25 protein-coding genes are annotated in these 21741 nt (G+C 71.8%); 12 read left to right on the top strand and 13 right to left on the bottom strand.

Features of this window, described 5'->3' with window-relative positions:
- Positions 1-66: 66 nt before the first annotated feature.
- Both AMK27_RS24665 and AMK27_RS24660 read right to left on the bottom strand, forming a co-directional pair.
- The gene (locus AMK27_RS24665; protein ID WP_073912292.1) at positions 67-1032 is read right to left on the bottom strand and encodes a zinc-binding dehydrogenase; all 966 of its coding nucleotides are present in this window, start codon (positions 1030-1032) and stop codon (positions 67-69) included.
- A gap of 174 nt (positions 1033-1206) precedes the next feature.
- On the bottom strand, positions 1207-2418 hold the full coding sequence (locus AMK27_RS24660; protein ID WP_073912290.1) for an NAD(P)-dependent malic enzyme: 1212 nt from the start codon (positions 2416-2418) through the stop codon (positions 1207-1209).
- A gap of 535 nt (positions 2419-2953) precedes the next feature.
- Here AMK27_RS24660 and AMK27_RS24655 point away from each other — a divergent pair.
- The 3 genes from AMK27_RS24655 to AMK27_RS24645 are packed head-to-tail and all read left to right on the top strand — an operon-like array spanning position 2954 to position 5686.
- On the top strand, positions 2954-3919 hold the full coding sequence (locus tag AMK27_RS24655) for an ABC transporter substrate-binding protein (protein ID WP_073912288.1): 966 nt from the start codon (positions 2954-2956) through the stop codon (positions 3917-3919).
- 52 nt (positions 3920-3971) lie between these two features.
- Positions 3972-4922, top strand: coding sequence for an amino acid ABC transporter permease (locus tag AMK27_RS24650; RefSeq protein WP_073912286.1), 951 nt, complete (start codon positions 3972-3974; stop codon positions 4920-4922).
- Positions 4919-5686 carry an amino acid ABC transporter ATP-binding protein gene (locus AMK27_RS24645; RefSeq protein WP_079188582.1) on the top strand — a complete coding sequence of 256 codons (768 nt, stop codon included), beginning with the start codon at positions 4919-4921 and terminating at the stop codon, positions 5684-5686. Before AMK27_RS24650 ends, AMK27_RS24645 begins: the two co-directional genes overlap by 4 nt.
- 77 nt (positions 5687-5763) lie before the next feature.
- Here the strand turns inward: AMK27_RS24645 and AMK27_RS24640 are convergent, their stop codons facing one another.
- A complete protein-coding gene (locus AMK27_RS24640; protein ID WP_073913183.1) occupies positions 5764-6513 on the bottom strand; it encodes a class I SAM-dependent methyltransferase in 750 nt (249 codons plus the stop codon).
- 94 nt (positions 6514-6607) lie between these two features.
- Here AMK27_RS24640 and AMK27_RS24635 point away from each other — a divergent pair, with 94 nt between their 5' ends.
- Positions 6608-7237, top strand: a complete 630-nt coding sequence (locus tag AMK27_RS24635; protein WP_073912284.1) for a CGNR zinc finger domain-containing protein — start codon at positions 6608-6610, stop codon at positions 7235-7237.
- On the opposite strand, the gene sodX is transcribed toward AMK27_RS24635, so the two are convergent.
- Positions 7141-7605 (bottom strand): nickel-type superoxide dismutase maturation protease, encoded by a 465-nt coding sequence (gene sodX / locus AMK27_RS24630; RefSeq protein WP_274535749.1) that lies wholly within the window; start codon positions 7603-7605, stop codon positions 7141-7143. The two genes, AMK27_RS24635 and sodX, sit on opposite strands and share 97 nt — an antisense overlap.
- Positions 7606-7760: 155 nt before the next feature.
- On the opposite strand from sodX, the gene sodN reads away from it, so the two are divergent.
- Entirely contained in the window at positions 7761-8156 is a 396-nt protein-coding gene (gene sodN / locus AMK27_RS24625) for a superoxide dismutase, Ni (protein ID WP_015036129.1), read from the top strand.
- Between the two features lie 101 nt (positions 8157-8257).
- Positions 8258-8644 (top strand): VOC family protein, encoded by a 387-nt coding sequence (locus tag AMK27_RS24620; protein ID WP_073912281.1) that lies wholly within the window; start codon positions 8258-8260, stop codon positions 8642-8644.
- 3 nt (positions 8645-8647) lie between these two features.
- Here AMK27_RS24620 and AMK27_RS24615 read toward each other — a convergent pair whose 3' ends face one another.
- Complete coding sequence (locus tag AMK27_RS24615) at positions 8648-9283, bottom strand: hypothetical protein (protein WP_073912279.1); 636 nt, start codon at positions 9281-9283, stop codon at positions 8648-8650.
- Positions 9284-9314: 31 nt separating this feature from the next.
- Here AMK27_RS24615 and AMK27_RS24610 point away from each other — a divergent pair, with 31 nt between their 5' ends.
- Positions 9315-10514, top strand: a complete 1200-nt coding sequence (locus tag AMK27_RS24610; protein WP_241847593.1) for a hypothetical protein — start codon at positions 9315-9317, stop codon at positions 10512-10514.
- 118 nt (positions 10515-10632) lie between these two features.
- On the opposite strand, the gene AMK27_RS24605 is transcribed toward AMK27_RS24610, so the two are convergent.
- Positions 10633-11109 carry a GNAT family N-acetyltransferase gene (locus tag AMK27_RS24605; RefSeq protein WP_073912277.1) on the bottom strand — a complete coding sequence of 159 codons (477 nt, stop codon included), beginning with the start codon at positions 11107-11109 and terminating at the stop codon, positions 10633-10635.
- Complete coding sequence (locus tag AMK27_RS24600; protein WP_198955936.1) at positions 11106-12074, bottom strand: LysR family transcriptional regulator; 969 nt, start codon at positions 12072-12074, stop codon at positions 11106-11108. Before AMK27_RS24600 ends, AMK27_RS24605 begins: the two co-directional genes overlap by 4 nt.
- A gap of 186 nt (positions 12075-12260) precedes the next feature.
- On the opposite strand from AMK27_RS24600, the gene snpA reads away from it, so the two are divergent.
- Positions 12261-12917: a snapalysin gene (gene snpA, locus AMK27_RS24595; RefSeq protein WP_073912275.1), complete on the top strand. Its 657-nt coding sequence runs from the start codon at positions 12261-12263 to the stop codon at positions 12915-12917.
- A gap of 147 nt (positions 12918-13064) precedes the next feature.
- Here the strand turns inward: snpA and AMK27_RS24590 are convergent, their stop codons facing one another.
- The 3 genes from AMK27_RS24590 to AMK27_RS24580 are packed head-to-tail and all read right to left on the bottom strand — an operon-like array spanning position 13065 to position 14391.
- Positions 13065-13481: a DUF6304 family protein gene (locus tag AMK27_RS24590; protein WP_073912273.1), complete on the bottom strand. Its 417-nt coding sequence runs from the start codon at positions 13479-13481 to the stop codon at positions 13065-13067.
- A gap of 42 nt (positions 13482-13523) precedes the next feature.
- Positions 13524-13766 (bottom strand): hypothetical protein, encoded by a 243-nt coding sequence (locus AMK27_RS24585; RefSeq protein WP_073912271.1) that lies wholly within the window; start codon positions 13764-13766, stop codon positions 13524-13526.
- A 43-nt stretch (positions 13767-13809) separates the two neighbouring features.
- Positions 13810-14391, bottom strand: coding sequence for a dihydrofolate reductase family protein (locus AMK27_RS24580; RefSeq protein WP_073912269.1), 582 nt, complete (start codon positions 14389-14391; stop codon positions 13810-13812).
- A gap of 109 nt (positions 14392-14500) precedes the next feature.
- Between AMK27_RS24580 and AMK27_RS24575 the strand changes: the two genes are divergently transcribed.
- Positions 14501-15076 carry a TetR/AcrR family transcriptional regulator gene (locus AMK27_RS24575; protein WP_073912267.1) on the top strand — a complete coding sequence of 192 codons (576 nt, stop codon included), beginning with the start codon at positions 14501-14503 and terminating at the stop codon, positions 15074-15076.
- Positions 15077-15091: 15 nt separating this feature from the next.
- Here the strand turns inward: AMK27_RS24575 and AMK27_RS24570 are convergent, their stop codons facing one another.
- Both AMK27_RS24570 and AMK27_RS24565 read right to left on the bottom strand, forming a co-directional pair.
- Positions 15092-16147 carry a family 2 encapsulin nanocompartment cargo protein polyprenyl transferase gene (locus AMK27_RS24570; RefSeq protein WP_375880337.1) on the bottom strand — a complete coding sequence of 352 codons (1056 nt, stop codon included), beginning with the start codon at positions 16145-16147 and terminating at the stop codon, positions 15092-15094.
- A 94-nt stretch (positions 16148-16241) separates the two neighbouring features.
- Entirely contained in the window at positions 16242-17660 is a 1419-nt protein-coding gene (locus AMK27_RS24565) for a family 2B encapsulin nanocompartment shell protein (RefSeq protein ID WP_073912264.1), read from the bottom strand.
- 287 nt (positions 17661-17947) lie between these two features.
- Between AMK27_RS24565 and AMK27_RS24560 the strand changes: the two genes are divergently transcribed.
- Together AMK27_RS24560 and AMK27_RS24555 are read left to right on the top strand one after the other, a co-directional pair.
- Positions 17948-18538 (top strand): N-acetylmuramoyl-L-alanine amidase, encoded by a 591-nt coding sequence (locus AMK27_RS24560; RefSeq protein ID WP_073912263.1) that lies wholly within the window; start codon positions 17948-17950, stop codon positions 18536-18538.
- A 140-nt stretch (positions 18539-18678) separates the two neighbouring features.
- A complete protein-coding gene (locus tag AMK27_RS24555; protein WP_073912260.1) occupies positions 18679-19617 on the top strand; it encodes a 1-aminocyclopropane-1-carboxylate deaminase/D-cysteine desulfhydrase in 939 nt (312 codons plus the stop codon).
- Here AMK27_RS24555 and AMK27_RS24550 read toward each other — a convergent pair.
- Complete coding sequence (locus tag AMK27_RS24550; protein ID WP_073912258.1) at positions 19593-21188, bottom strand: Na+/H+ antiporter; 1596 nt, start codon at positions 21186-21188, stop codon at positions 19593-19595. The genes AMK27_RS24555 and AMK27_RS24550 overlap by 25 nt on opposite strands.
- A 39-nt stretch (positions 21189-21227) precedes the next feature.
- Here AMK27_RS24550 and AMK27_RS24545 point away from each other — a divergent pair, with 39 nt between their 5' ends.
- On the top strand, positions 21228-21488 hold the full coding sequence (locus AMK27_RS24545) for a UBP-type zinc finger domain-containing protein (RefSeq protein ID WP_073912256.1): 261 nt from the start codon (positions 21228-21230) through the stop codon (positions 21486-21488).
- Positions 21489-21741: the final 253 nt, after the last annotated feature.

The raw sequence follows: 21741 nt of genomic DNA, 5'->3' as shown, positions 1-21741 counted from the left end.
GAGCGTTGTTCACGTTTCACGTGCCGGAGATCCCATCAGTCCTACCGACGGGTCATCAAGAGGTCGTCACGAGGTCTTCAGGACGATCTTTCCGAAGAGATCGCCGGCGGCCAGCCGCTCGAAGCCCTCCCGCGCCCGGTCCAGCGGCAGGACCTCGTCCACGACCGGCCGGAGCCCGGTCGCCGCGCAGAAGGACAGCAGGTCCTCCAGCTCGTCCTTGGAGCCCATGGTCGAGCCGACGACCTTCAGTTCGAGGAAGAAGATCCGGGTCAGCTCGGCGTGCGCGGGCCGGTCGCCGCTCGTGGCGCCCGAGATGACGAGCGTGCCCCCGGGCCGCAGCGACTTCACGGAGTGGGACCAGGTGGCGGCGCCGACGGTCTCGATGACCGCGTCGACCCGCCGCGGGAGCCGCGCGCCCGGCTCGAACGCCTCGACGGCGCCGAGCTCGACGGCCCGCTTGCGCTTCTCCTCGTCACGGCTGGTGGCGAAGACCCGCAGGCCGGCGGCCTTGCCGAGGGCGATGGCCGCGGTGGCCACACCGCCGCCGGCGCCCTGCACGAGCACCGAGTCCCCGGGCCGTACACCGGCGTTGGTGAAGAGCATGCGGTAGGCGGTCAGCCAGGCGGTGGGCAGACAGGCGGCCTCCTCGAAGGAGAGCTCCTTCGGCTTGGGCAGCACGTTCCAGCGGGGCACGGTCACCCGCTCGGCGAAGGTGCCCTGGTAGTGCTCGGTGAGGATGGACCGGGGCTCGTCGGGTCCGACGCCGTGGCCGGTCTGGCCGATCACGGAGTGCAGGACGACCTCGTTGCCGTCCTCGTCGATCCCGGCGGCGTCGCAGCCGAGGATCATCGGCAGCTTCCCCTCGGGCAGCCCGACCCCGCGCAGCGACCACAGGTCGTGGTGGTTGAGCGAGGCGGCCTTGACGGTGACGGTGGTCCATCCCGGCCGCACCTCGGGCTCGGGGCGTTCACCCAATTCGAGGCCGTTCAGGGGCTGGTCGCGGTCGATTCGGGCAGCGTAGGCAGCGAACATGGCCCCGACCCTAGGCCGCCGCGACCGACCCACGGAACCGCAGACCCGTGTGACGCGCGTCCCTCGCCCGCCTGCCACGACCGCTTCGCCCCGGCGGCCCCTCCCGGCGGCTCCCGTACGCGAAAGGGCCCCGGCCTGCACAGCAGGACGGGGCCCTTCACGGGGTGCGACGCGTCAGCGGCGGGCGACGCCCTCCGCGCGGGCGGCGGCGGCGACCGCGGCCGCGACGGCCGGGGCGACCCGCTCGTCGAACGGCGAGGGGATCACGCAGTCGGCGGCGAGCTGGTCGCCGACGACGTCCGCGATCGCGTTGGCCGCGGCGATCTTCATGCCCTCGGTGATCCGGGAGGCCCGGACCTGGAGCGCGCCGGCGAAGATGCCGGGGAACGCGAGGACGTTGTTGATCTGGTTCGGGTAGTCCGAACGCCCGGTCGCCACGACGGCCGCGTACTTGTGCGCGACGTCGGGGTGGACCTCGGGGTTCGGGTTGGCCATGGCGAACACGAAGGCGTTCGGGGCCATGGAGGCGACGGCCGCCTCGGGGACCGTACCGCCGGAGACGCCGATGAAGACGTCGGCGCCGGCGAGGGCGGCCTCCAGGGAGCCGCTGAGGCCCGCCTTGTTGGTGAGGTCGGCGATCTCGCGCTTGACCGGGTTGAGGTCGTCCCGGTCGCGGCTGACGACGCCCTTGCGGTCGGCGACGGCGACGTCGCCGAGCCCGGCCTCCAGGAGGAACTTGGCGATGGCGACACCGGCCGCGCCGGCGCCGGAGATGACCGCGCGCAGCTCGCCGAGGGTGCGGCCGGTCAGCTTCGCCGCGTTGCGGAGGGCGGCGAGGGTGACGATGGCTGTGCCGTGCTGGTCGTCGTGGAAGACGGGGATGTCGAGGCGCTCCTGGAGCTTGCGCTCGATCTCGAAGCACCGCGGGGCCGAGATGTCCTCCAGGTTGACGCCGCCGAAGGACGGGGCCAGACGGACGACGGTCTCGACGATCTCGTCGGTGTCCGTGGTGGCGAGGGCGATCGGGACCGCGTCCACGCCGCCGAACTGCTTGAAGAGGATGGCCTTCCCCTCCATGACCGGGAGGGAGGCCTCCGGGCCGATGTCACCGAGGCCGAGCACCGCCGTACCGTCGGTCACGACCGCGACGACCTGGGACTTCCAGGTGTAGTCGTTGACCAGGTCGGGCTGCTCCGCGATCGCGGTGCACACCTTGGCGACGCCGGGCGTGTACGCGAGGGACAGGTCGTCCCGGTCACGGACGGGAACGGTGGCCTGAATGGCCATCTTGCCGCCCCGGTGGAGGGCGAAGACAGGATCGAAGGGCTCCTCCGGAGCTCCTTCCGTACCACTGTCATTGCGAGGATTGACGATCTCCGCTGCCATTGGGTTGACCCCTTAAGTCTGCTTCATTGAGGGTTGGCCGCTCCTGGTGTGGAGCGGTGGGCGGGTCCCGCGGCCGCCGTGTCTGGTAGCCGCGCGGGCGCGCCGCACAACGCGCCCTGAGCCCCGGATGAGGGGTGTAAGGATCCTTCTTACCGGACGGACGGCACCGCAGACGAGTCCATATCCGCTCGGTGACGCGACTCATACCGAGCGCAGCCGGACACGGACGGAGGACGACACGTCACCCCATGTCCATATAGGTGCTTCAAGCACCCGATTGGCGGCCTTCGTGTCGTCCGAATGGCGAGATCAACAGGAAATTCTTCGGTGGCGTGGAAGGCATCCAGTAGAAGATCCGGCCCTGATGTACCGGCCTGTTGGCATTCGCGGGTCACCCGTTATCCGATTTTGACATCCGTGGCCGTCGGTTTGAGGCGGTCCGAATGGCAAGATGCCGTAATCACACGAGGTCACGACACTCGAAGAGACGTACGTGACCACTGGCAACTCCCTCACACGCCGGAGGAACCCGATCATGACCGCACGCTCCACGCGCTGTACGACCGCCAAGACCCGCACCTCCCGTCTTGCCGCGGTCGCCGCCACCGCGGTCGTCGGCTCCGTGCTGCTGACCGCCTGTGGCGACCAGACCGAGGGCGGCTCCTCGGCCACCCCGACGAAGGACGGCGGCTCCGCCAACGCCGCCCCGCTCTTCTCGAAGCTCCCCGCGGACATCCAGAAGGCCGGTGTCATCAAGGTCGGCACCGACGCCTCGTACGCCCCGATGGAGTTCACCGAGGGCGGCAAGATCGTCGGTGTCGACCCCGACATCGCCGCGGCCCTGAGCAAGCAGCTCGGTGTCGAGTTCAAGTTCACCTCGGGCACCTTCGACGGTCTGATCACCTCGATCTACACCGGCCGCCAGGACGTGATCATGTCCTCGATGACGGACAACAAGAAGCGCCAGGAGGGCCTGGACGACAACGGGAAGAAGATCGGCAAGGGCATCGACTTCGTCGACTACTTCAGCTCCGGCGTCTCCCTCCTGGTCAAGAAGGGCAACCCGCAGAACATCAACTCGCTCGACGACCTCTGCGGCAAGACCGTGGCCGTCCAGCGCGGCACGATCTACGAGGACACCTTCAAGGCCCAGGCCACGAAGTGCGGCGCGAACAAGCTGACGATCCAGGCCTTCGACACCGACGCCGAGGCGCAGACCCGCGTCAAGGCCGGCGGCGCCGTGGCCGACCTCAACGACTACCCGGTGGCCGCGTACATCGCGAAGACCTCGGGCGGCGGCAACGACTTCGAGGTCGTCGGCAACCAGAGCGACGTCGGCCTCTTCGGCATCGGCGTCTCGAAGGACAACACCCAGCTGCGCGACGCCATCAAGGAAGCGCTCGACGCGGCCATCAAGGACGGCACGTACGCCGATGCCCTGAAGAAGTGGGACGTCTCGGACAGCGCCGTCAAGACGGCCACCGTCAACGCCGGCCAGTGACCTGCCCCGAAGCCGGCAAGTGACCTCCCCGCTCCACTGAAGGGCAGTCGTCATGACTGACAAGATCTCCAAGGACCCGGCCGCCGCTCCGGCCGGGTCCGGCGCCTCGGGTTCCCCGTACGAGGCGATCAAGGCCATCCCCGTGCGGCACTACGGCCGCTGGGTCAGCGGCGTCGTGGTCGTCGCCCTGCTCGGATGGCTCGTCTACGCCTTCTCCCAGGGCAACATCATCTGGGACACGGTGTGGGACAAACTGTTCGACCCGTCGGTCCTCGACGGCCTGGCGAACACCGTGATCATCAGCGTCGCCTCGATGGCCCTCGGCCTCGTCCTCGGCGTCGTCTTCGCGGTGATGCGGCTGTCCAAGAACCCCGTGACCGGCGCCGTCGCCTGGCTCTACATCTGGTTCTTCCGCGGCACCCCGGTGTACGTGCAGCTGCTCGTCTGGTTCAACCTGTCGCTGATCTTCGAGTACATCAACCTCGGGCCGATCTACAAGAACGAGACCGTCGACGTCATGACGCCGTTCATGGTCGCGCTGCTCGGCCTCGGCCTCAACGAGGGCGCCTACATGGCGGAGATCGTCCGCGCGGGCATCCAGTCCGTCGACGAGGGGCAGACCGAGGCCGCGCACGCGCTCGGCATGTCCCAGACCAAGACCATGGGCCGGGTCGTCCTCCCGCAGGCCATGCGGGTCATCGTGCCGCCGACGGGCAACGAGTTCATCAACATGCTGAAGACCTCGTCACTCGTCTCGGCCGTGCAGTACACAGAACTCCTGCGGGCCTCGTCGAACATCGGCAGCACGGCCGGCGCCGTGATGGAGATGCTCTTCGTCGCCTCCATCTGGTACCTCGCGCTGACCAGCGTGTTCAGCGTCGGCCAGTACTACCTGGAGCGCCGTTTCGCCCGCGGTTCGACGCGCAACCTGCCGCCCACCCCGTGGCAGCGGGTCAAGACGAACCTCACCACGTTCAAGCGTTCCCCGGAGGCATCGGCATGACCGGTCAGCCCATGGTCAAGGCGGAGGGCGTCCACAAGTCCTACGGCGCCGCCCACATCCTCCGGGGCATCGACCTGGAGGTCCAGAACGGAGAGGTCTTCTGCCTGGTCGGCCCCTCCGGCTCCGGCAAGTCGACGTTCCTCCGGTGCATCAACCACCTGGAGCGGGTCGACGGCGGCCGGCTCTCGGTCGACGGCCAGCTGGTCGGCTACCGGGAGAAGAACGGCAAGCTCTACGAGCTGAAGGACAGCGAGGTCGCGGTCCAGCGCCGTGACATCGGCATGGTCTTCCAGCGCTTCAACCTCTTCCCCCACATGACGGCCCTGGGCAATGTCATGGAGGCCCCCATCCAGGTGAAGGGCGAGTCCAAGGCGGTGGCGCGCGAGCGTGCCGAGCGCCTGCTCGACCGGGTGGGCCTGCGGGACAAGATGGGGAACTACCCCTCGCAGCTCTCCGGCGGTCAGCAGCAGCGCGTCGCCATCGCCCGCGCGCTGGCGATGGAGCCGAAGCTGATGCTCTTCGACGAGCCGACCTCCGCGCTCGACCCGGAGCTGGTCGGTGACGTCCTCGACGTCATGCGGGACCTCGCCGAGTCGGGCATGACGATGATCGTCGTCACGCACGAGATGGGCTTCGCCCGCGAGGTCGGCGACTCGCTGGTCTTCATGGACGGCGGCGTGGTCGTCGAGTCGGGCAACCCGCGCGACGTCCTGGGCAACCCGCAGCACGACCGGACGAAGGCGTTCCTGTCGAAGGTGCTGTAGCCGGAGACAGCTGAGGCAGAGGCACCGGAAGGGGCGGTACGGGAGCACCCGTACCGCCCCTTCCGCGTCCGCGCGGGCTACTTCACGGCGAGGAGCAGGGTGTCGGAGGGCGAGGCCCAGACGGCCCTGGCCTCGCCGAATCCGGCGGCGAGCAGGGTGTCGGCGTGCCAGCGCGGGGAGGGCATGTCGCCGTCGGCGTGCTCGCCGTAGATCTCGAAGCGGCGGGCCGTGGGCCCGGCGAGGACGGGGTCCTCGGCGGCGAGCGCCCACCACTCGGCCCAGTCCAGGGCGCCGCCGGCCTTCGCGCGGTCCATGACGGCGTGGCGCTGGGCGCGCTCGGCGGCGTTGATCCGGGGGGTGGTCGTGTCGATCATGTGGTCGGCGTTCATGAAGACGCCGCCGTCGCGGACGAGACCGGCGAGCCTGCCGTAGAGGCCTGCCAGGGGCTCGCTGTGGAGCCAGTGGAGCGCGGTGGCGGTGAGGACGGCGTCGTACGAGTCGTGGGGCAGCCCGGCGGCCCAGTCGGGGTCCTTGAGGTCGGCGGTGACGAAGGTGACGCGGTCGTCGTCGGCGAAGTGGCCCTCGGCGATGGCGAGCAGGGCCGGGTCGAGATCGACACCGGTACTCGTCGCTTCCGGGAACCTCTTGAGGAGCCGATCCGTGATACTTCCCGTACCGCACGCGAGGTCGAGGACGCGGGGCTTCGGCCCCACCAAGGCCTCGACCATGTCGAGCATGACCCGGAAGCGCTCCTCACGGTCCGGCATGTACCACTCCTGCTGACGGTCCCAGCTCTGCTGCCAGGCCGCCCAGTCGGTTCCGGTCATCGCCACCCCTGCCCCTCTTTGTAATACCCTCTAAGGGTAAACAGTTATTACCCCTTCCGACCGAGACACTAGCCCGCCGCAGTAAGGACTACAAGTGGAACTGGCCCATTACTCGGATTTCGCCGTACGTCTGGTCAACACCGAGGAGCCGGCGCGCGGCAAGGACTCCCTCGCCTCCGTCGAGGTGATCAAGGAGCTCTTCGGCCCGGCCTCGCAGATGGCCCGGCGGGTCACGGAGGCGGACCTGCCCCGCTTCCGCGCGGTACGGACCCGGCTGCGGGCGGTCTTCACGCTGGCCGACGAGGGCGACCACATGGGGGCCGTCGACCTCCTGAACTCGCTCCTCCTGGAGTTCCCGGTCAGCCCCCAGATCTCCGGCCACGACATCCTCGACGAGAACGGCCGCCCCCGGTGGCACATGCACCTCGCCGACCACTCCTCGAACGCGACCACGGGATACGCCGCGATCTGCGCGATGGGTCTGGCCTTCCACCTGACCGAGTTCGGCGCCGACCGGCTCGGCCTCTGCCAGGCACCGCCCTGCCGCAACGCCTACCTGGACACCTCCACCAACCGCTCCCGGCGCTACTGCTCCGACCGCTGCGCGACCCGCGCCAACGTGGCCGCCTACCGCGCCCGCAAGCGCCTGGAGGCCGACCGGCCCGGCCGGACGGGCCTCACCGCCGAGAACAGCCAGGAGAGCGTCACCCCCAGCGACCGCTGACGCCCCGGCGTCACCGGCCGGTAGCGCGCCCGCACCCGCCCGAGGACCAGCTCGGGCGGTACGGCCCCGAAGACCCGGCTGTCGCCCTCGGCGTCCGGGTTGTCGCCGAGCACCCACCAGCCGCCGTCACGTCGCTCGATCAGCCGCTTCACGATGAGCAGATCCTGCTGGAGCGGATGCCGCACCACGGCCACGCACCCCGGCCGCAGACGGCCGCCGTAGTGCACGAGCAGCTGATCGCCGTGCAGCAGCGTGGGCACCATGGACACCCCCGTCACCTCGGCGACACCGAACGGAGCCCCGGCCTCCGCCCCTCGCTCCCGCCCCGACCCGCTCATCGACACCGCCCGCTCCGCCCGCCGCTCCACACCCGCATCGACCCACACATCCGCTCGTTCACTCGTACACGAGTCCCATGCCGACCCTGGACTTTTGACCTAAGCCCCAGGGGGCGCCCGCGAAATCGCCCTTCTCACCGAGTAATGTCCCACCTGAGAAGACGATCACGAGGAAGGACGGCTCAATGCTCTCCCGCCTGTTTGCCCCCAAGGTGAAGGTCAGCGCCCACTGCGACCTCCCGTGCGGCGTGTACGACCCGGCCCAGGCCCGCATCGAGGCCGAGTCTGTCAAGGCTGTCCAGGAGAAGTACCTGGCGAACGAGGACGCGCACTTCCGCGCCCGCGCCACGGTCATCAAGGAGCAGCGCGCGGAGCTCGCCAAGCACCACGTCTCGGTGCTCTGGAGCGACTACTTCAAGGCCCCGCACTTCGAGAAGTACCCCGAGCTCAACCAGCTGGTCAACGACACCCTGAAGGCCCTTTCGGCCGCCAAGGCGTCGACGGACCCGAAGACGGGCGAGAAGGCGCTGGAGCTCATCGCCGAGATCGACCGCATTTTCTGGGAGACGAAGAAGGCCTGACCCTCTTTCTTCCCTTCCGAAGGGGTACGACCGCCTGGCGGTCGTACCCCTTCGGACTTTTCCGCCGCAATTCCGACGTTCCTACAGAAGGGTGATGCACCATGCGCGTCAAGGCATTCGACCACCTGGTACTCAACGTGACCGACGTCGACAAGGCCCTCGCTTTCTACACCGGGCCCCTCGGGCTCGCGGGCGAGCGGGTCGAGGAATGGCGGGCCGGGAAGGTGTCGTTCCCGTCCGTGCGGATCGACGAGAGCACCGTCATCGACCTGTTCTCGCGCCCGCGCGGCGAGTCCAACGTCGACCACATATGTCTCGTCGTGGACCCGCTCGACTGGCAGGAGGTCCTCGACGCCGGGACGTTCGACGTCATCGAGGGCCCCGTCCCCCGCTGGGGCGCCCGCGGTTCGGCCCAGTCGGTCTACGTCAGGGACCCGGACGGCAACACGGTCGAGCTGCGCTGGTACCCGCAGGACGTCACGGAGTAGGGCCTAACGCCGCTTCGTAGTCGCCGGCAGCCCCAGGGCCCTGGCCAGCGCGTCGGCCACCGCGGGCGCGTGGCCGGGGACGTACCGGGTCGTCCACCCGGTGGCCAGCCTGTGGAAGTCGGCCAGGTCGCGCTCCGCCTCGGCCAGCAGGCGCCGCAGGTCGGTGGCGGGGAGCTCGATCACCGGGCTGTCGGCCCGGTCCACGTCGACGGTCAGCCGCACCGCGTCGCCGACGCGCTCCGCGAGCGGCGAGGGGCCGTGGCCGAAGCCGGCCCACCCGTCCCCGTCCAGGACCTCGAACCAGTCGAGCCGCTCGTCCAGCCCGTTGCAGCAGCCGGGCACGAACGCGACACCGGTCGCGGTGTCGGTGACCCGCAGCCCCCCGGGCGCGAAGAGGTCCTGCATGGTCAGCAGTCCGTGGAGGAAGCCGCCCAGCGGATCGGCCGGGCGCCGCGGGTGGTCCTCGTCCGCCGGATCGACGTCGTTGCACTCGGCGACGCGCATCACCGCCGTACCGACCTCCTCCGTACGGAGCCGGCCGCTGAGCGGCAGGAAGGCGTACGTCCCCGGATCCGCGACCGGCCAGAGGTCGAAGTCGCGCGGGCCGAGGATCTCCAGGACGGGATGCAGTTCGATCACCCGACGAGTGTGCGTCACTAGGCTTCCCGGCATGACCACGCCCCACCTGCCGTCCTCCGCGTCCGCTCCGGGCCCGCCGTCCGCTCCGGCCGCCCCGCCCCCGCGGCTGACCGCCGAGGACGCCCGGGCCCTCCTGCGCCTGGTCCCGGCCGAGATCGCGCCCGGTCTCGGCGAGGCGGAACTCGACGCGGTCGAGGAGCGGTTCGGGTGCCGGTTCGCGGCGGACCACCGGGTGTTCCTCGCCGCAGGGCTGCCCCTCGGGTCGCCGCACTGGCCCGACTGGCGCGGCGGCGACCCCGACGACCTGGCCGACCGGCTCGCCCGGCCCGCGGACGGCCTTCTCTTCGACGTGGAGCACAACGGCTTCTGGCATCCCGCCTGGGGCCCCAGGCCCTCCCGGGTCGCCGAGGCACTGCGCCTCGCGCGGGCCGAGCTGGCGAGCGTCCCCCCGCTGGTCCCCCTCTACAGCCACCGCTACCTGCCCGGCACACCGGGCGACTGGGGGCACCCCGTGCTGTCCGTCGTCCAGACCGACATCATCGTCTACGGGAACGACCTCGCCGACTACCTCCGGCACGAGTTCACCGGCCGGGCGAGCAGCGCGCCCGCCCGGACGACCACCGACTTCTGGGCGTACTTCGTCAGCGGCGGTCCCGGCATCGACGTCACCGCCCCCACCCCGTACGCCCCCTACGCCGACACCCCGCGGGAGGCCGTCGAGTGCCTCCGGATGCTGGCGGTCGAGCGGCTCGTCGGACGCCGGCCCTCGCCGGAGCAGCTGATCGAGGCGGGCCTCGGCGCGCTGCTGCTCGACGTCGAGGCGGAGTCCCTTCCGCTGCTCGCCGGTCTGGCCCGGCACGAGCACGAACGCGCCGAAGAGCTCTTCGAGCGGGTCCTCGGCGAGCTGGGCCTCGTCGACACCCTGCCCCCGGACGACTCCGGTCTGCCGTGGGAGGCCGCCCGCTGGGAGCTGGTGCGCTGGTGGCTGCGGCTGATCGTGAACGGGAGTCTGGCCCCCGGGGCCGGGGGCGACCTCGTCACGTACGAGGGCTGGCACGCCCTGGGCCGGCCGTCGGCGCTGCGGCCGCTGGTCGACGCGACGGATGCCTCCTACGACTGGGCGGCCGCCCGGGAGGGCACGCGCGAGCGGCTCGTCGCGGCGATCGTCGCCGAGTCCGAGCGGCTGCTCGCCGGACCGTGGCCGCCTAGGGAGCCGCCGCCCCGCGGCTGAGCCCCGCGGACCTGCCGAGCCCCGCGGACCTGCCGAGCCCCGCGATCCTGCCGAGCCCCGCGGACCTGCCGAGCCCTGCGATCCTGCCGAGCCCTGCGGTCCGAGCCCCGCGGACCGCCTACGCCTCCGCGCGGAGGCTGTAGCGGTGCTTCTCCTTCGAGGTGGCGCCCAGCCGGTCGTAGAAGCGGATCGCGCCCTCGTTCCACGCGGGGGTCTGCCACTGGATCTCCGCGAGCCCGAGCCGGCCCGCCTCCGCGCGGACCGCCGCCATCAGGAGCGGGCCCAGGCCGTGGCCCCGGGAGGCCTCCGTGAGGTACAGGCAGTCCATGTGGAGGTACTCCGTGCCGTCCCAGGTGGAGAGCTCCGGGGCGCAGCTCGCGTAGCCCGCGAGGGTGCCGTCGGGGAGGGCCGCGACCAGGCAGCGCAGGCGGGGCGGTTCGGTGCCGAAGAGGAGGCCGGCGAGCCGGTCCGCGAGGCCGGGGGCCGGGGGCGCCGCCTTCTCGTACGCCGCGTGCTCGGCGATGAGTTCCACGACCCGCGGCAGGTCCTCGGGGCGTGCGGGTCGGACCTGTGCCGGTGCCGGGTGTGCGCTCATGCCGTCATCATGCACGGTCCCACCGACAGCCCCGCCGCCGTCCCCTGCCGCCGCAGCCACTCGCGGTACGGGGCGGCCCTGAGGGCCACCTCCCGGTAGGCCGCCGCGAGTTCCGCGTACAGCGTGTCCAGGGGCGCCCCGGGACGCCCGTACAGCAGGAGCCGGACGGCCAGCGGGTCGCCGCGCAGCGGGCGGACGGCCATGTCCTCGCGCGGGACGGAGGTCGGCTGGCAGGGGGCGACGGCCTCGCCGAGGACGATGAGGGAGGCGGCCGTGTGGTAGTCGCCGTGGAGCAGCGGGGGGTCGATGCCGGCGGCGTCCAGGACCCGGCGCAGGCCGTCCCATTCGCCGTCCACGGTCGGGTCGACCATCCAGTGGTCGCCGGCCAGGTCGGCGAGGTCCACCACGGGCCGGGCGGCGGCCGGATGGTCGGGGGCCAGGGAGACGAACTGCGGTTCGCGGGCGACCAGGACCCGCTCCCCGAGGCCCTCGGGGACCCGTAGCGGGCAGCCCTCCACCTCGTGCACGAAGGCCACGTCGAGCTGCCCGGCGGCGACGCTCCGCAGCAGCGCGTTGGCGGAGACGTCCATGCGCAGGCCGATGTCGGTGCCGGGCAGCCGCTGGCGGAGCCGGCGCAGCCAGCCCGGCAGTGCCCGGCTCGCGGTGGAGCCGACGCGGAGCCCGAGTCGGTCGGTGCGGGCGGCCGCGGCCCTGGTCTCGGTGACGAGCGCCGCCATGTCGGCGACGAGCGGGCGGGCCCGGCTGAGCAGGGAGCGGCCGAGCGGGGTGGGGAGGCAGCCGGTGCGGCCGCGGGAGAAGAGCTCGGCGCCCAGGGAGTTCTCGATGCGGCGCAGCTGGGTGGTCAGCGAGGGCTGGCTCATGCCCAGTTGCCGGGCCGCCTTGTGCAGGCTGCCCGTGTCCGCGATGGCGCAGAGCGCGCGCAGGTGTCTCACCTCCAGCTCCATGCCCCGAGGGTAGGACGGCTCCATGGCTCGCACCAGATACCCGGAACCCCTCAATCACCTTTGATTTCAAGGTAGTTGGGAGTGTTTCGACCAGGTGATGCGGTGATGCTATCGCCGGTTGACATCATCCCCACCAGCCCCGGCTCCCCCGAGACTCTCTCCCATCCCCTACAGGAGGAGCCCCCCATGCGTCACCCCAAGGTCCTCACCTCTGTCCTGGCCACCGCCCTCGGCCTCGGTCTCGCCGCCTCCCTCGGCGCGGCCCCCGCCGTGGCCGCGAGCGCCCCCACCGGCGTCCCGGCCGCCGGCAACGCCGCCGTGGCGTACGCCGGTTCGGCCGCGGAGGCGAAGGCCAACCAGGCCTTCTTCGACGCGGTCGTGAAGTCGGTGGCGAAGAAGCGGGCCGCCGCCCCCGGCGCGGCCGCCGTCACCGTGGTCTACAGCTCCGCCAACGCGCCGAGCTTCCGCAGCCAGATCTCCCGCTCGGCCCAGATATGGAACAGCTCGGTGGTGAACGTCCGGCTCGTCGAGGGCAGCAACCCCGACTTCCGCTACTACGAGGGCAACGACTCCCGTGGCTCGTACGCGAGCACCGACGGCCACGGCAGCGGCTACATCTTCCTCGACTACCGGCAGAACCAGCAGTACAACTCCACCCGGGTGACCACCCACGAGACGGGTCACGTCCTCGGACTGCCGGACCACTACAGCGGTCCGTGCAGCGAGCTGATGTCGGGCGGCGGCCCCGGCACGTCCTGCCAGAACGCCCAGCCGAACGCCCAGGAGCGGTCCCGCGTCGACCAGTTGTGGCGCTACGGCCTCGCCTCCGCGTTCAAGAGCTGAGCGGGCGGGAGACGAGAAGCGGCGGCGCCCCCTCCCCGGGGCGCCGCCGTCCTCGTTCTCCGTTCCGGTACGGGTGCTCTCGGGCGGCCCGACGGGCGCACTCAGCCCGCCCGGCGGCCGTGCTCGGGGCCGTGCTCCGAGCCGCGCTCAGGCGGCCTGGAGCAGTCGGCGGCCGAAGTCCGCGCCGGGCGGCAGCTGGCGCCTGACCCGTTCGAGCGCCCCGTCGAAGTCACCCCCGGCGACGCACGCTTCGAAGGCGGCGCCGCCGTAGTGCAGCGTCAGGCTGAGGTCCGCGCGCTCGCCGAGGGTCAGCAGGCAGGCCAGCGTGGCCTGTTGGGCGGCGCCGTCCGTGACGACGGGGAGCGGCAGGTCCCACTCCAGGACGCAGGCGGTGAGGGCCTGCCCGCCCTCCACCGCGCTGAGCGCGGCGAAACCCTCGCCCGTGTACTCGATCCCCCTGATCCGGGTGGCGACATGCCGCCCGTCGGCCGTGATGACGATCGCTTCCGCGCCGCTGCGGTCCCGGTACCAGCCGGTCCAGACTTCCGTCGACTCCGATGACATGCGCGGACTGTAACCGTAGGACCGGCCCCGGCGCGCGTCCGGTCACCCCGTGGCCTGACTTCTCCCGATCTCGCCGTTCTTGCCGGTCACGTGCGCGCTCGCGGCTTCCGCACCCGCGACGGGGCGCCCGCAGTCCGGATTGCGACAGGGGTGCACCTCCCACTCCGGCACCCAGGCCCCGAGGACCTTGTGCCGGGTGGCCGTCGTCGCCAGCGGCTGCCCGCAGACCGGGCAGTCGTGCGCGGCCCGGGGGTCCCGCGTCGTGTGAGACGCCTCGTCACCCATGAGTCCAGGGTAGGTCGGCTCGCCCGGGAGCGCCTGCCGCCGGCTACCGCTTCCTGGTGTACGTACGGACGAAGGCGCCGTTGCCGAAGACGCGCAGGTCGTCCAGCTCGAAGTCGCGGGGCTCGAAGTCGGCGCCGAACATCGGCATGCCGGAGCCGTACACCTGCGGGTAGGTCTTGATGACCAGCTCGTCGATCTCGTCGATGAGCTCGCCGGCGATCACAGAGCCGCCGCAGAGCCAGATGTCCAGGGGGCTGTCCTCGGCCTTGAGCTCGCGGATCCGGCCGACGAGGTCGTCGGCGATCAGCTCGACGTTCGCGTCGGGCGACTCGGCCAGCGAGCGGGTGGCGACGAGCTCCCGCAGGTGGCCGTACGGGCTGGTGATCCCCATGTCCAGGGCGAGCTGGTACGAGCCCAGCCCCTGCACGACCGTGTCGAACCGCTTGTTCTCGGCGTCGATCCCGAGCATCTCCCGGCCCTGCGCCGAGACGGTCTCCGGGTACTCGCCGGTCAGGAACTCCAGGAACTCGGCGTCCACGAACGGGTACATGGAGGTGGCATCGCCCTTGGGGTCACCGATGAAGCCGTCGATGGTGCAGGCGATGAAGTACGTGAGCTTGCGCAAACCGGTCCTCTTCCACTACGGATCATGGCTGCGATCGCAACCACGACGGTTATAGTGCTTCATCTGTAGTGGTTGCGCAAGACTCTTTTCCACGACGAAGGAACACGGCATGGCGAGAAACCCCGAACGACGGACGGCGCTGCTCGACGCCGCCATCCAGGTCCTGGCGGACGAAGGCGCCCGCGGGCTGACCTTCCGCGCGGTCGACGCCTGCGCGGGCGTCCCCGCGGGCACCTCGTCCAACTACTTCCGCGACCGCGACCAGGTGCTCTCCGAGGTCGCCGACCGGATCTTCGTACGGCTCACCCCGGAGCCCGGAGTCATGGAGGACGCCCTGCTGCAGACGCCGAGCCGCGCCCTGGTCTTCGCGCTCATGCGCGAGGTCGCCCAGCGGCTCGCCGCCGAGCGCACCTGCTACCTCGGGCTCTTCGAGCTCCGCCTCGAAGCGGTGCGCCGTCCCGAGCTGCGGACCCAGCTCACCAAGGTGCTCCGCAGGGACCTGGACGCGAACATCCGGGGGCACCTGGAGGCCGCGATGCCCGGGGACGCGGACACCGTCCGGCTGCTCTACTTCGCCCTCACCGGGCTGCTGTTCGACCACTTCACGGTCCCCGGCCTGCACGGCGACCGGGACCTGGACGACCTCATCGAGACCGTGGTCGACCGGATCGTCCCCGAGACGTGACGAGGCCCCGCGGTCTCAGCGCGTGCGCCGCGTGACGAACTCCGCAAGCGCCAGCATGTCCCCCGCCGCCGCCAGGTCCGGGACCGCCTGGGCCAGATGCTCGACGGCGCGCCCCATCCGCTCGGCCGCCTGGTCCTGCGCCCAGTCGCGCCCCCCGGCCCGCTCGACCGCGTCCGCGGCCGCCCGTACCGCCGCGGCGTCGAGCACCGGGCGGGCGTACAGCTCGGCCAGCTCGTCGCCCGCCGGCGTCCCCGAGGCGAGCGCCGCCACCACCGGCAGCGACTTCTTGTGCGCGACCAGATCGGCCCCGGCGGGCTTGCCCGTACGGTCCGGGTCGCCCCAGATCCCGATGAGGTCGTCGATCAGCTGGAAGGCGAGGCCCGCCTCCCGGCCGAACGCGTCCATCGCCGCCACCTCCTCCTCCCCCGCGCCCGCGTAGAGCGCGCCGATGGCGCAGGAGGCGCCGAGCAGCGCACCGGTCTTGGCGGTGGCCATGGCCAGGCACTCGTCGAGCGAGACCTCGCGCGGCGCCCGCTGCTCGAAGGCGCAGTCGGCCTGCTGCCCCGCGCAGAGCTCGATCACACAGGCGGCGAGCCGGGCGGAGGCGGCCGCCGAGGCGGGGTGCGGATCCTCGGCGAGCATCCGCAGGGCGAGCGCGCTCATCGCGTCGCCGGCGATCAGCGCGTCCGGGATGCCGAAGACCGTCCAGGCGGTGGGCCGGTGCCGCCGGGTCACGTCCTCGTCGACGATGTCGTCGTGGAGCAGGGTGAAGTTGTGCGCGAGCTCCACCGCCGCCGCCGCCCGCACCGCCGGGCCCTCGTCCGCGCCGAGCGCGCGCGTCGCCGCGAGGACCAGGGCGGGCCGGATGGCCTTGCCCGGCTGCTCCGTGGCCGGGGTGCCGTCGGCGTGCTCCCAGCCGAAGTGGTACATCGCGACCCGCCGCATCGAACCCGGCAGGGTCTCGACGGTCGAGCGCAGTTGGGGGTGGACGGCCGCCCGCGTCCGGTCCAGGAGGCGCACGGCCCCCTGACCGTCGGTGACGGCGTCCCCGCCGGCAATGGTCACGGTCACTTCCTTCTTCTCCTCCGTGGCGATGCTGCGCGGCGACGAGCCGGGCGCGCCCGGGGGCGGGAGGGTTCGGTCCCCGCCCCCGGGCGCCGTCGGCTCAACGCCAGCGGCTGACCTCGACGTTCTCCAGGACACCGAGCGCGTCCGGGACGAGGATGGCCGCCGAGTAGTAGGCCGTGACCAGGTAGGAGATGATCGCCTGCTCGTCGATGCCCATGAAGCGGACGGAGAGGCTCGGCTCGATCTCGTCGGGGATGCCGGTCTGGTGCAGGCCGATCACGCCCTGGTCGGCCTCGCCCGTACGCATGCAGATGATCGAGGTGGTCCGGGCGTCCGAGACCGGGATCTTGTTGCACGGGTAGATCGGCACACCGCGCCAGGTCGGGATGCGGTTGCCGTTGATGTCGATGGTCTCGGGCACCAGACCGCGCTTGTTGAGCTCGCGGCCGAAGGCGGCGATGGCCCGCGGGTGGGCGAGGAACAGCTTGGACCCCCGGCGGCGGGAGAGCAGCTCGTCCATGTCGTCGGGGCTGGGGGCGCCGTCGTGGGGCTGGAGGCGCTGCTCGTAGTCGCAGTTGGCGAGGAGGCCGAACTCCTTGTTGTTGACCAGCTCGTGCTCCTGGCGCTCGCGGAGCGCCTCGACCGTGAGCCGCAACTGCTGCTCGGTCTGGTTCATCGGCTGGTTGTAGAGGTCGGCGACGCGGCTGTGCACCTTCAGCACGGTCTGGGCGACGCTGAGCTCGTACTCGCGGGGCGAGGCGTCGTAGTCGACGTACGTGTGCGGGACGACGGCCTCGCCGACGTGGCCCGCGGAGAGGTCGATCTCCGCCTCGCCGTACTTGTTGGTCCGCTGGTGGGGCAGGGCGGCCACGCTCGCGAGGTGGGCGGCGAGCGAGCCGGCCCGCTCCGCGAGGTTCCGTACGTCGTCGCGGGTGAGCTCGAGGACCGTGCAGGCGGTGGCGGCACGGGCCGACCACTCCCAGGTGGCCTCCGGGTCGACGAGGGCGTTGTCCCCGAAGTACGCGCCGTCGGCGAGGACCCCGAGGACGGCCTCGTCGCCGTACGGCCCCTCGCCGATCTGCTCGATCCTGCCGTGCGCGAGGAGGTGGACCCGGTCGGTCGGCTCGCCCGCGACGGCGACGACCTCGCCGGCCGCGTACTCCCGCTGGCGGCAGCGGGCCGCGAGCTCGGTCAGCGCCTCCTCGTCCTCGTAGCCGCGCAGGACGGGGAGTTCGCCGAGTTCGGCGGGGATGACCGCGACGCGCTCTCCGGTCTGGACGAAGGTGACCCGACCGTCGCCCACGGAGTAGCTGAGCCTCCGGTTCACCCGGTACGTACCACCCTGCACCTGGACCCAGGGCAGCGCCCGCAGCAGCCACCGTGAGGTGATCTCCTGCATCTGCGGCGCCGACTTGGTGGTCGTGGCGAGGTTCCGCGCGGCTGCGGTGCCCAGACTCTGCTGCGGCGCCTGCTGCTCCGCGACGCGTACCTCGTCGCCAACCGAACCAACGGACATGGAACTCCCTCTCGTATGACTGAGTTGCGAGACGAAGCCTTTCAGCACGGAACGTGTCGGCGCCATTACACAATCGAGTGGGACTGTTCGACGATCTTCGGGGCATGTCACGTGATTTCCATCCGAACAGCGGAGCCCCACCTGCCCCGACCGGCCCTGTCCGGATCGGCTCGCACACGGTCCGAACGGATGGCAGCGGAGGGGCGGAGTCCGGTATTCCGGAACCTCCGACGGGCCGGACTCCGGCGTTCCGGAAGCCCCCGCCCGTCCTCCGAAGGGAGTCGGTCATGTCCAGTCCCATGTCCGCGAGCAGGTTCCTCGACGCGCTGCGCGACGAGGGCCTCGCGGTCGTCCAGGTCGGCAACTGGTCCACCCACAACCGCAACCACAAGGGCCCCTGGGGGCCCGTGCACGGCGTGATGATCCACCACACCGTGACCCGCGGCACCGCCGCCACCGTCCGGATCTGCCGGGACGGCTACGAGAGCCTCCCGGGGCCGCTCTGCCACGGCGTGATCGCCAAGAACGGCACCGTCCACCTCGTCGGCTACGGCCGCGCCAACCACGCGGGCCTCGGCGACGACGAGGTCCTCAGGGCGGTCATCGCCGAACACGGCCTGCCCCGGGACGACGAGGCCACCACGGACGGCAACCGGTACTTCTACGGCTTCGAGTGCGAGAACCTCGGCGACGGCAAGGACCCCTGGCCGAAGGTCCAGCTGGACGCCATCGCCAAGGCGGCGGCCGCGCTGTGCCGGGTGCACGGCTGGACGCAGCGCTCCGTCATCGGGCACCTGGAGTGGCAGCCCGGGAAGGTGGACCCGCGCGGCTTCACGATGGCCTCGATGCGCGAGCGGGTCGCCGAACTCCTCCGCTGACCGCACGGGGCCGACCCGCCGGGGCCGACCCCTCGGAGCCGACCGCATGGGGCCCGGCCGTACGGGGCCGGCCGTACGGGGCGCGCGCGGACCCGCGCCCCGGCACGGGCACGACGGCCCGGGTCCCGGACAATGGCCGGGTGAACGCGTTCGACCTCTCCCGCCTGCGGCCCCGGCTCCCCTCACCCCTGGAGCCGGTGGAGGACGAGCGCTTCACCCGGCGCGGGCTCACGCTGTCCCTCAAGCGCGAGGACCTCATCCACCCCGACCTGCCGGGCAACAAGTGGCGCAAGCTCGCGCTCAACCTTGCGGCGGCGGGCGGCCGGCCCGTGCTGACCTTCGGCGGCGCGTACTCCAACCACCTGCGCGCGGTGGCGGCCGCCGGGCGGCTGCTCGGCTTCCCCACGGTCGGGATCGTGCGCGGCGACGAGCTGGCCGGGCGGCCGCTCAACCCCTCGCTCGCGCGGTGCGCGGCGGACGGGATGCGGCTCGTGTTCGTGGACCGCGCCACGTACCGCGCGAAGAACGACCCGGCCACGCGCGCGGCGCTCCTGGAACGGGCCCCCGCGGGCGCGTACGTGGTCCCGGAGGGCGGCAGCAACGCGCTCGCCGTCCGGGGGTGCGTGGAGCTGGGCCGGGAGCTCGGCGGGGTGGCGGACACGGTCGCCGTCGCCTGCGGCACGGGCGGCACTCTGGCGGGTCTCGCGGCCGGCCTGGACGCGGGGCAGCGGGCCCTGGGCGTCCCGGTCCTCAAGGGCGGTTTCCTGGGCGGTGAGGTACGCGCCCTGCAGGAGGCGGCGTTCGGCGGGCCGCGCGGCGACTGGGCCCTGGACGAGCGGTTCCACGGCGGGGGCTACGCGCGCGTGTCCCCCGCTCTCGAGGCGTTCGCACACGACTTCGAGGCACGGCACGGACTCGCCATCGAGCGGCTGTATGTGGCCAAAATGCTGCTCGGCCTCACGACCCTCGCGGAGGAGGGCGCCTTCCTGGCGGGCACCCGGCTCGTGGCGGTCGTCACGGGCGCCCCGGACACGCCCCGGCGGGACGCCGGGGCTCAGTCCGCGGCCTCCTCGCGGTAGGCGGCGGCCTCCTCCAGGTCGAGCCGGCGCAGCAGCGTCCGCATCATCTCGTCGTCGATCCGCCGGGCGTCGCGCAGCTGCACGAACACCTCCCGCTCGGCGTCGATCATCTCGCGCGACAGGCGCCGGTACGTGTCGTCCGCGGTCTCTCCGGTGACCTCGTTGACGGCGCCGAGCCGCTCCCAGACCGCGTTGCGGCGCCGTTCGAGGACCGTGCGGAGCCGGTCGGCGAGGGGCTGCGGCAGGGCGTTGCGCTCGTCGGCGAGCAGCGCGTCGAGGCGCCGCTCGGCAGCCTGCGAGGCCTCGCTCTGGGCCTGCGCCTCGGCCAGGGTCTCGGCGTACCGGTCCTTCCCCGGGAGCTTCAGGAAGCGGATGAGGGGCGGCAGGGTGAGGCCCTGTACGACCAGGGTGCCGATGACCGTGGTGAAGGTGAGGAAGAGGACGAGGTTGCGGGCCGGGAACTCCACGCCGTCGGTGACCACGGGGATGGAGAACGCGATGGCGAGCGAGACCACCCCGCGCATGCCGGCCCAGCCCACGACGAGCGGGGCCCTCCAGTCCACCTCCGGTTCCCGTTCCCTGATCCGCGCGGAGAGCCGGGGCAGGAAGGTCGCGGGATAGACCCAGACGAACCGGACCACGACCACCGCGCCGAAGACCCCCGCCGCGTACCAGGCCGCCTCGCCGATCCCGTACGGCCCGAGTTCCCTGACGACGTAGGGCAGCTGAAGGCCGATCAGGGCGAAGACGGCGGACTCCAGGACGAAGGCGACCATCTTCCAGACGGCCTCCTCCTGGAGGCGGGTCGCGAAGTCGACCTGCCAGGCGCGGTGGCCCAGGAAGAGGCCGACCACGACGACGGCGAGGACGCCGGAGGCGTGCACCTCCTCGGCCGCCGCGTAGGCGACGAAGGGGATGAGGAGGGAGAGCGTGTTCTGCAGGAGCGAGTCGCCGAGGGTCCTGCGCAGCCAGTGGATGGGGACCATGAGGACGAGGCCGACGCCGATGCCGCCGAGCGCCGCGAGCGCGAACTCCCCGAGCCCGCCGGCCCAGCTCAGGCCCTCGCCGACGGCCGCCGCGAGGGCGACCTTGTACGCGGTGATGGCGGTGGCGTCGTTCACCAGGGACTCGCCCTGGAGGATCGTGGTGATCCGGTTCGGCAGACCGAGCTTGCGGGCGATGGCGGTGGCGGCGACCGCGTCCGGCGGGGCGACGACCGCGCCGAGCACGAGGGCGGCGGTGAGCGGCAGATCGGGCACGAGGACGTACGCGAGCCAGCCCACGGCCACGGTGGCGAAGAGGACGTACCCGACGGAGAGCAGGGCGACGGGCCGGATGTTGGCCCGCAGGTCGAGGTACGAGGAGTCGACGGCCGCCGTGTAGAGGAGCGGGGGCAGGATCAGCGGCAGCACGATGTGCGGGTCGAGGGTGTAGTCCGGCACTCCGGGGACGTAGGCGGCGGCGAGACCGGCGGCGACCAGGAGGAGCGGCGCGGGCACCGGGGTCCTGCGGGCGAGCCCCGCGATCGCCGCGCTCGCCGCCACGAGTGCCACCAGCTGTAGAGCGTCCATGCCCGTCCCCGTCTCGTCCCGCAACGTAACCTGGCCATCATGAGTGAGTGCCCGCACGTTGCCGAAATGCCGCGCCCCGAACCGGCGCCGCTGGCCGACACCTGCCCGGAGTGCCTGGCGGACGGTACGCATCCGGTCCAGCTGAGGCTCTGCCTGAGCTGCGGGCACGTGGGCTGCTGCGACTCGTCGGCGGGGCAGCACGCGACGGGGCACTTCACCGCGACGGGGCACCCGGTCATGCGGACCTTCGAGCCGGGCGAGGCCTGGCGCTGGTGCTTCGTGGACGGGTCGATCGTCTGAGTCCCCGGCCGGGCCGATGGTCCGACCGTCCGGCGATTCGGCCGTTCGACGATTCACCCGCCCCACGGTTGGGTACGTCACCCCTCCGCCGGTCGCTCGCTTTCGGCCCCCGCAGACCCCTGCCCACCGTACGTACCCATGGGCCTACCATGGGTGACGACCGGCGATCGGGGGGCCGGTGGGGGCGGGGGTGCGCGGCGACACGGCGGGACGGATCGCGATAGCGTCACGGCGGACCGCGCAGCCCCCTGCG

This window comes from Streptomyces sp. CB02009 (genome assembly GCF_001905825.1).
In the GTDB taxonomy this organism is placed as follows: domain Bacteria; phylum Actinomycetota; class Actinomycetes; order Streptomycetales; family Streptomycetaceae; genus Streptomyces.
This window is presented reverse-complemented; position numbering and strand designations above follow the sequence as displayed.

Coding starts and splice junctions, on each gene's coding strand:
- AMK27_RS24605 (WP_073912277.1), bottom strand. CDS start 11,109: ATGAGCGCACACCCGGCACCGGCACAGGTCCGACCCGCACGCCCCGAG.
- AMK27_RS24660 (WP_073912290.1), bottom strand. CDS start 2,418: ATGGCAGCGGAGATCGTCAATCCTCGCAATGACAGTGGTACGGAAGGA.
- snpA (WP_073912275.1), top strand. CDS start 12,261: ATGCGTCACCCCAAGGTCCTCACCTCTGTCCTGGCCACCGCCCTCGGC.
- AMK27_RS24560 (WP_073912263.1), top strand. CDS start 17,948: ATGTCCAGTCCCATGTCCGCGAGCAGGTTCCTCGACGCGCTGCGCGAC.
- AMK27_RS24645 (WP_079188582.1), top strand. CDS start 4,919: ATGACCGGTCAGCCCATGGTCAAGGCGGAGGGCGTCCACAAGTCCTAC.
- AMK27_RS24545 (WP_073912256.1), top strand. CDS start 21,228: ATGAGTGAGTGCCCGCACGTTGCCGAAATGCCGCGCCCCGAACCGGCG.
- AMK27_RS24610 (WP_241847593.1), top strand. CDS start 9,315: ATGACCACGCCCCACCTGCCGTCCTCCGCGTCCGCTCCGGGCCCGCCG.
- AMK27_RS24550 (WP_073912258.1), bottom strand. CDS start 21,188: ATGGACGCTCTACAGCTGGTGGCACTCGTGGCGGCGAGCGCGGCGATC.
- AMK27_RS24585 (WP_073912271.1), bottom strand. CDS start 13,766: ATGGGTGACGAGGCGTCTCACACGACGCGGGACCCCCGGGCCGCGCAC.
- AMK27_RS24600 (WP_198955936.1), bottom strand. CDS start 12,074: ATGGAGCTGGAGGTGAGACACCTGCGCGCGCTCTGCGCCATCGCGGAC.
- sodN (WP_015036129.1), top strand. CDS start 7,761: ATGCTCTCCCGCCTGTTTGCCCCCAAGGTGAAGGTCAGCGCCCACTGC.
- AMK27_RS24590 (WP_073912273.1), bottom strand. CDS start 13,481: ATGTCATCGGAGTCGACGGAAGTCTGGACCGGCTGGTACCGGGACCGC.
- AMK27_RS24640 (WP_073913183.1), bottom strand. CDS start 6,513: ATGACCGGAACCGACTGGGCGGCCTGGCAGCAGAGCTGGGACCGTCAG.
- AMK27_RS24665 (WP_073912292.1), bottom strand. CDS start 1,032: ATGTTCGCTGCCTACGCTGCCCGAATCGACCGCGACCAGCCCCTGAAC.
- AMK27_RS24575 (WP_073912267.1), top strand. CDS start 14,501: ATGGCGAGAAACCCCGAACGACGGACGGCGCTGCTCGACGCCGCCATC.
- AMK27_RS24565 (WP_073912264.1), bottom strand. CDS start 17,660: ATGTCCGTTGGTTCGGTTGGCGACGAGGTACGCGTCGCGGAGCAGCAG.
- AMK27_RS24650 (WP_073912286.1), top strand. CDS start 3,972: ATGACTGACAAGATCTCCAAGGACCCGGCCGCCGCTCCGGCCGGGTCC.
- AMK27_RS24655 (WP_073912288.1), top strand. CDS start 2,954: ATGACCGCACGCTCCACGCGCTGTACGACCGCCAAGACCCGCACCTCC.
- AMK27_RS24620 (WP_073912281.1), top strand. CDS start 8,258: ATGCGCGTCAAGGCATTCGACCACCTGGTACTCAACGTGACCGACGTC.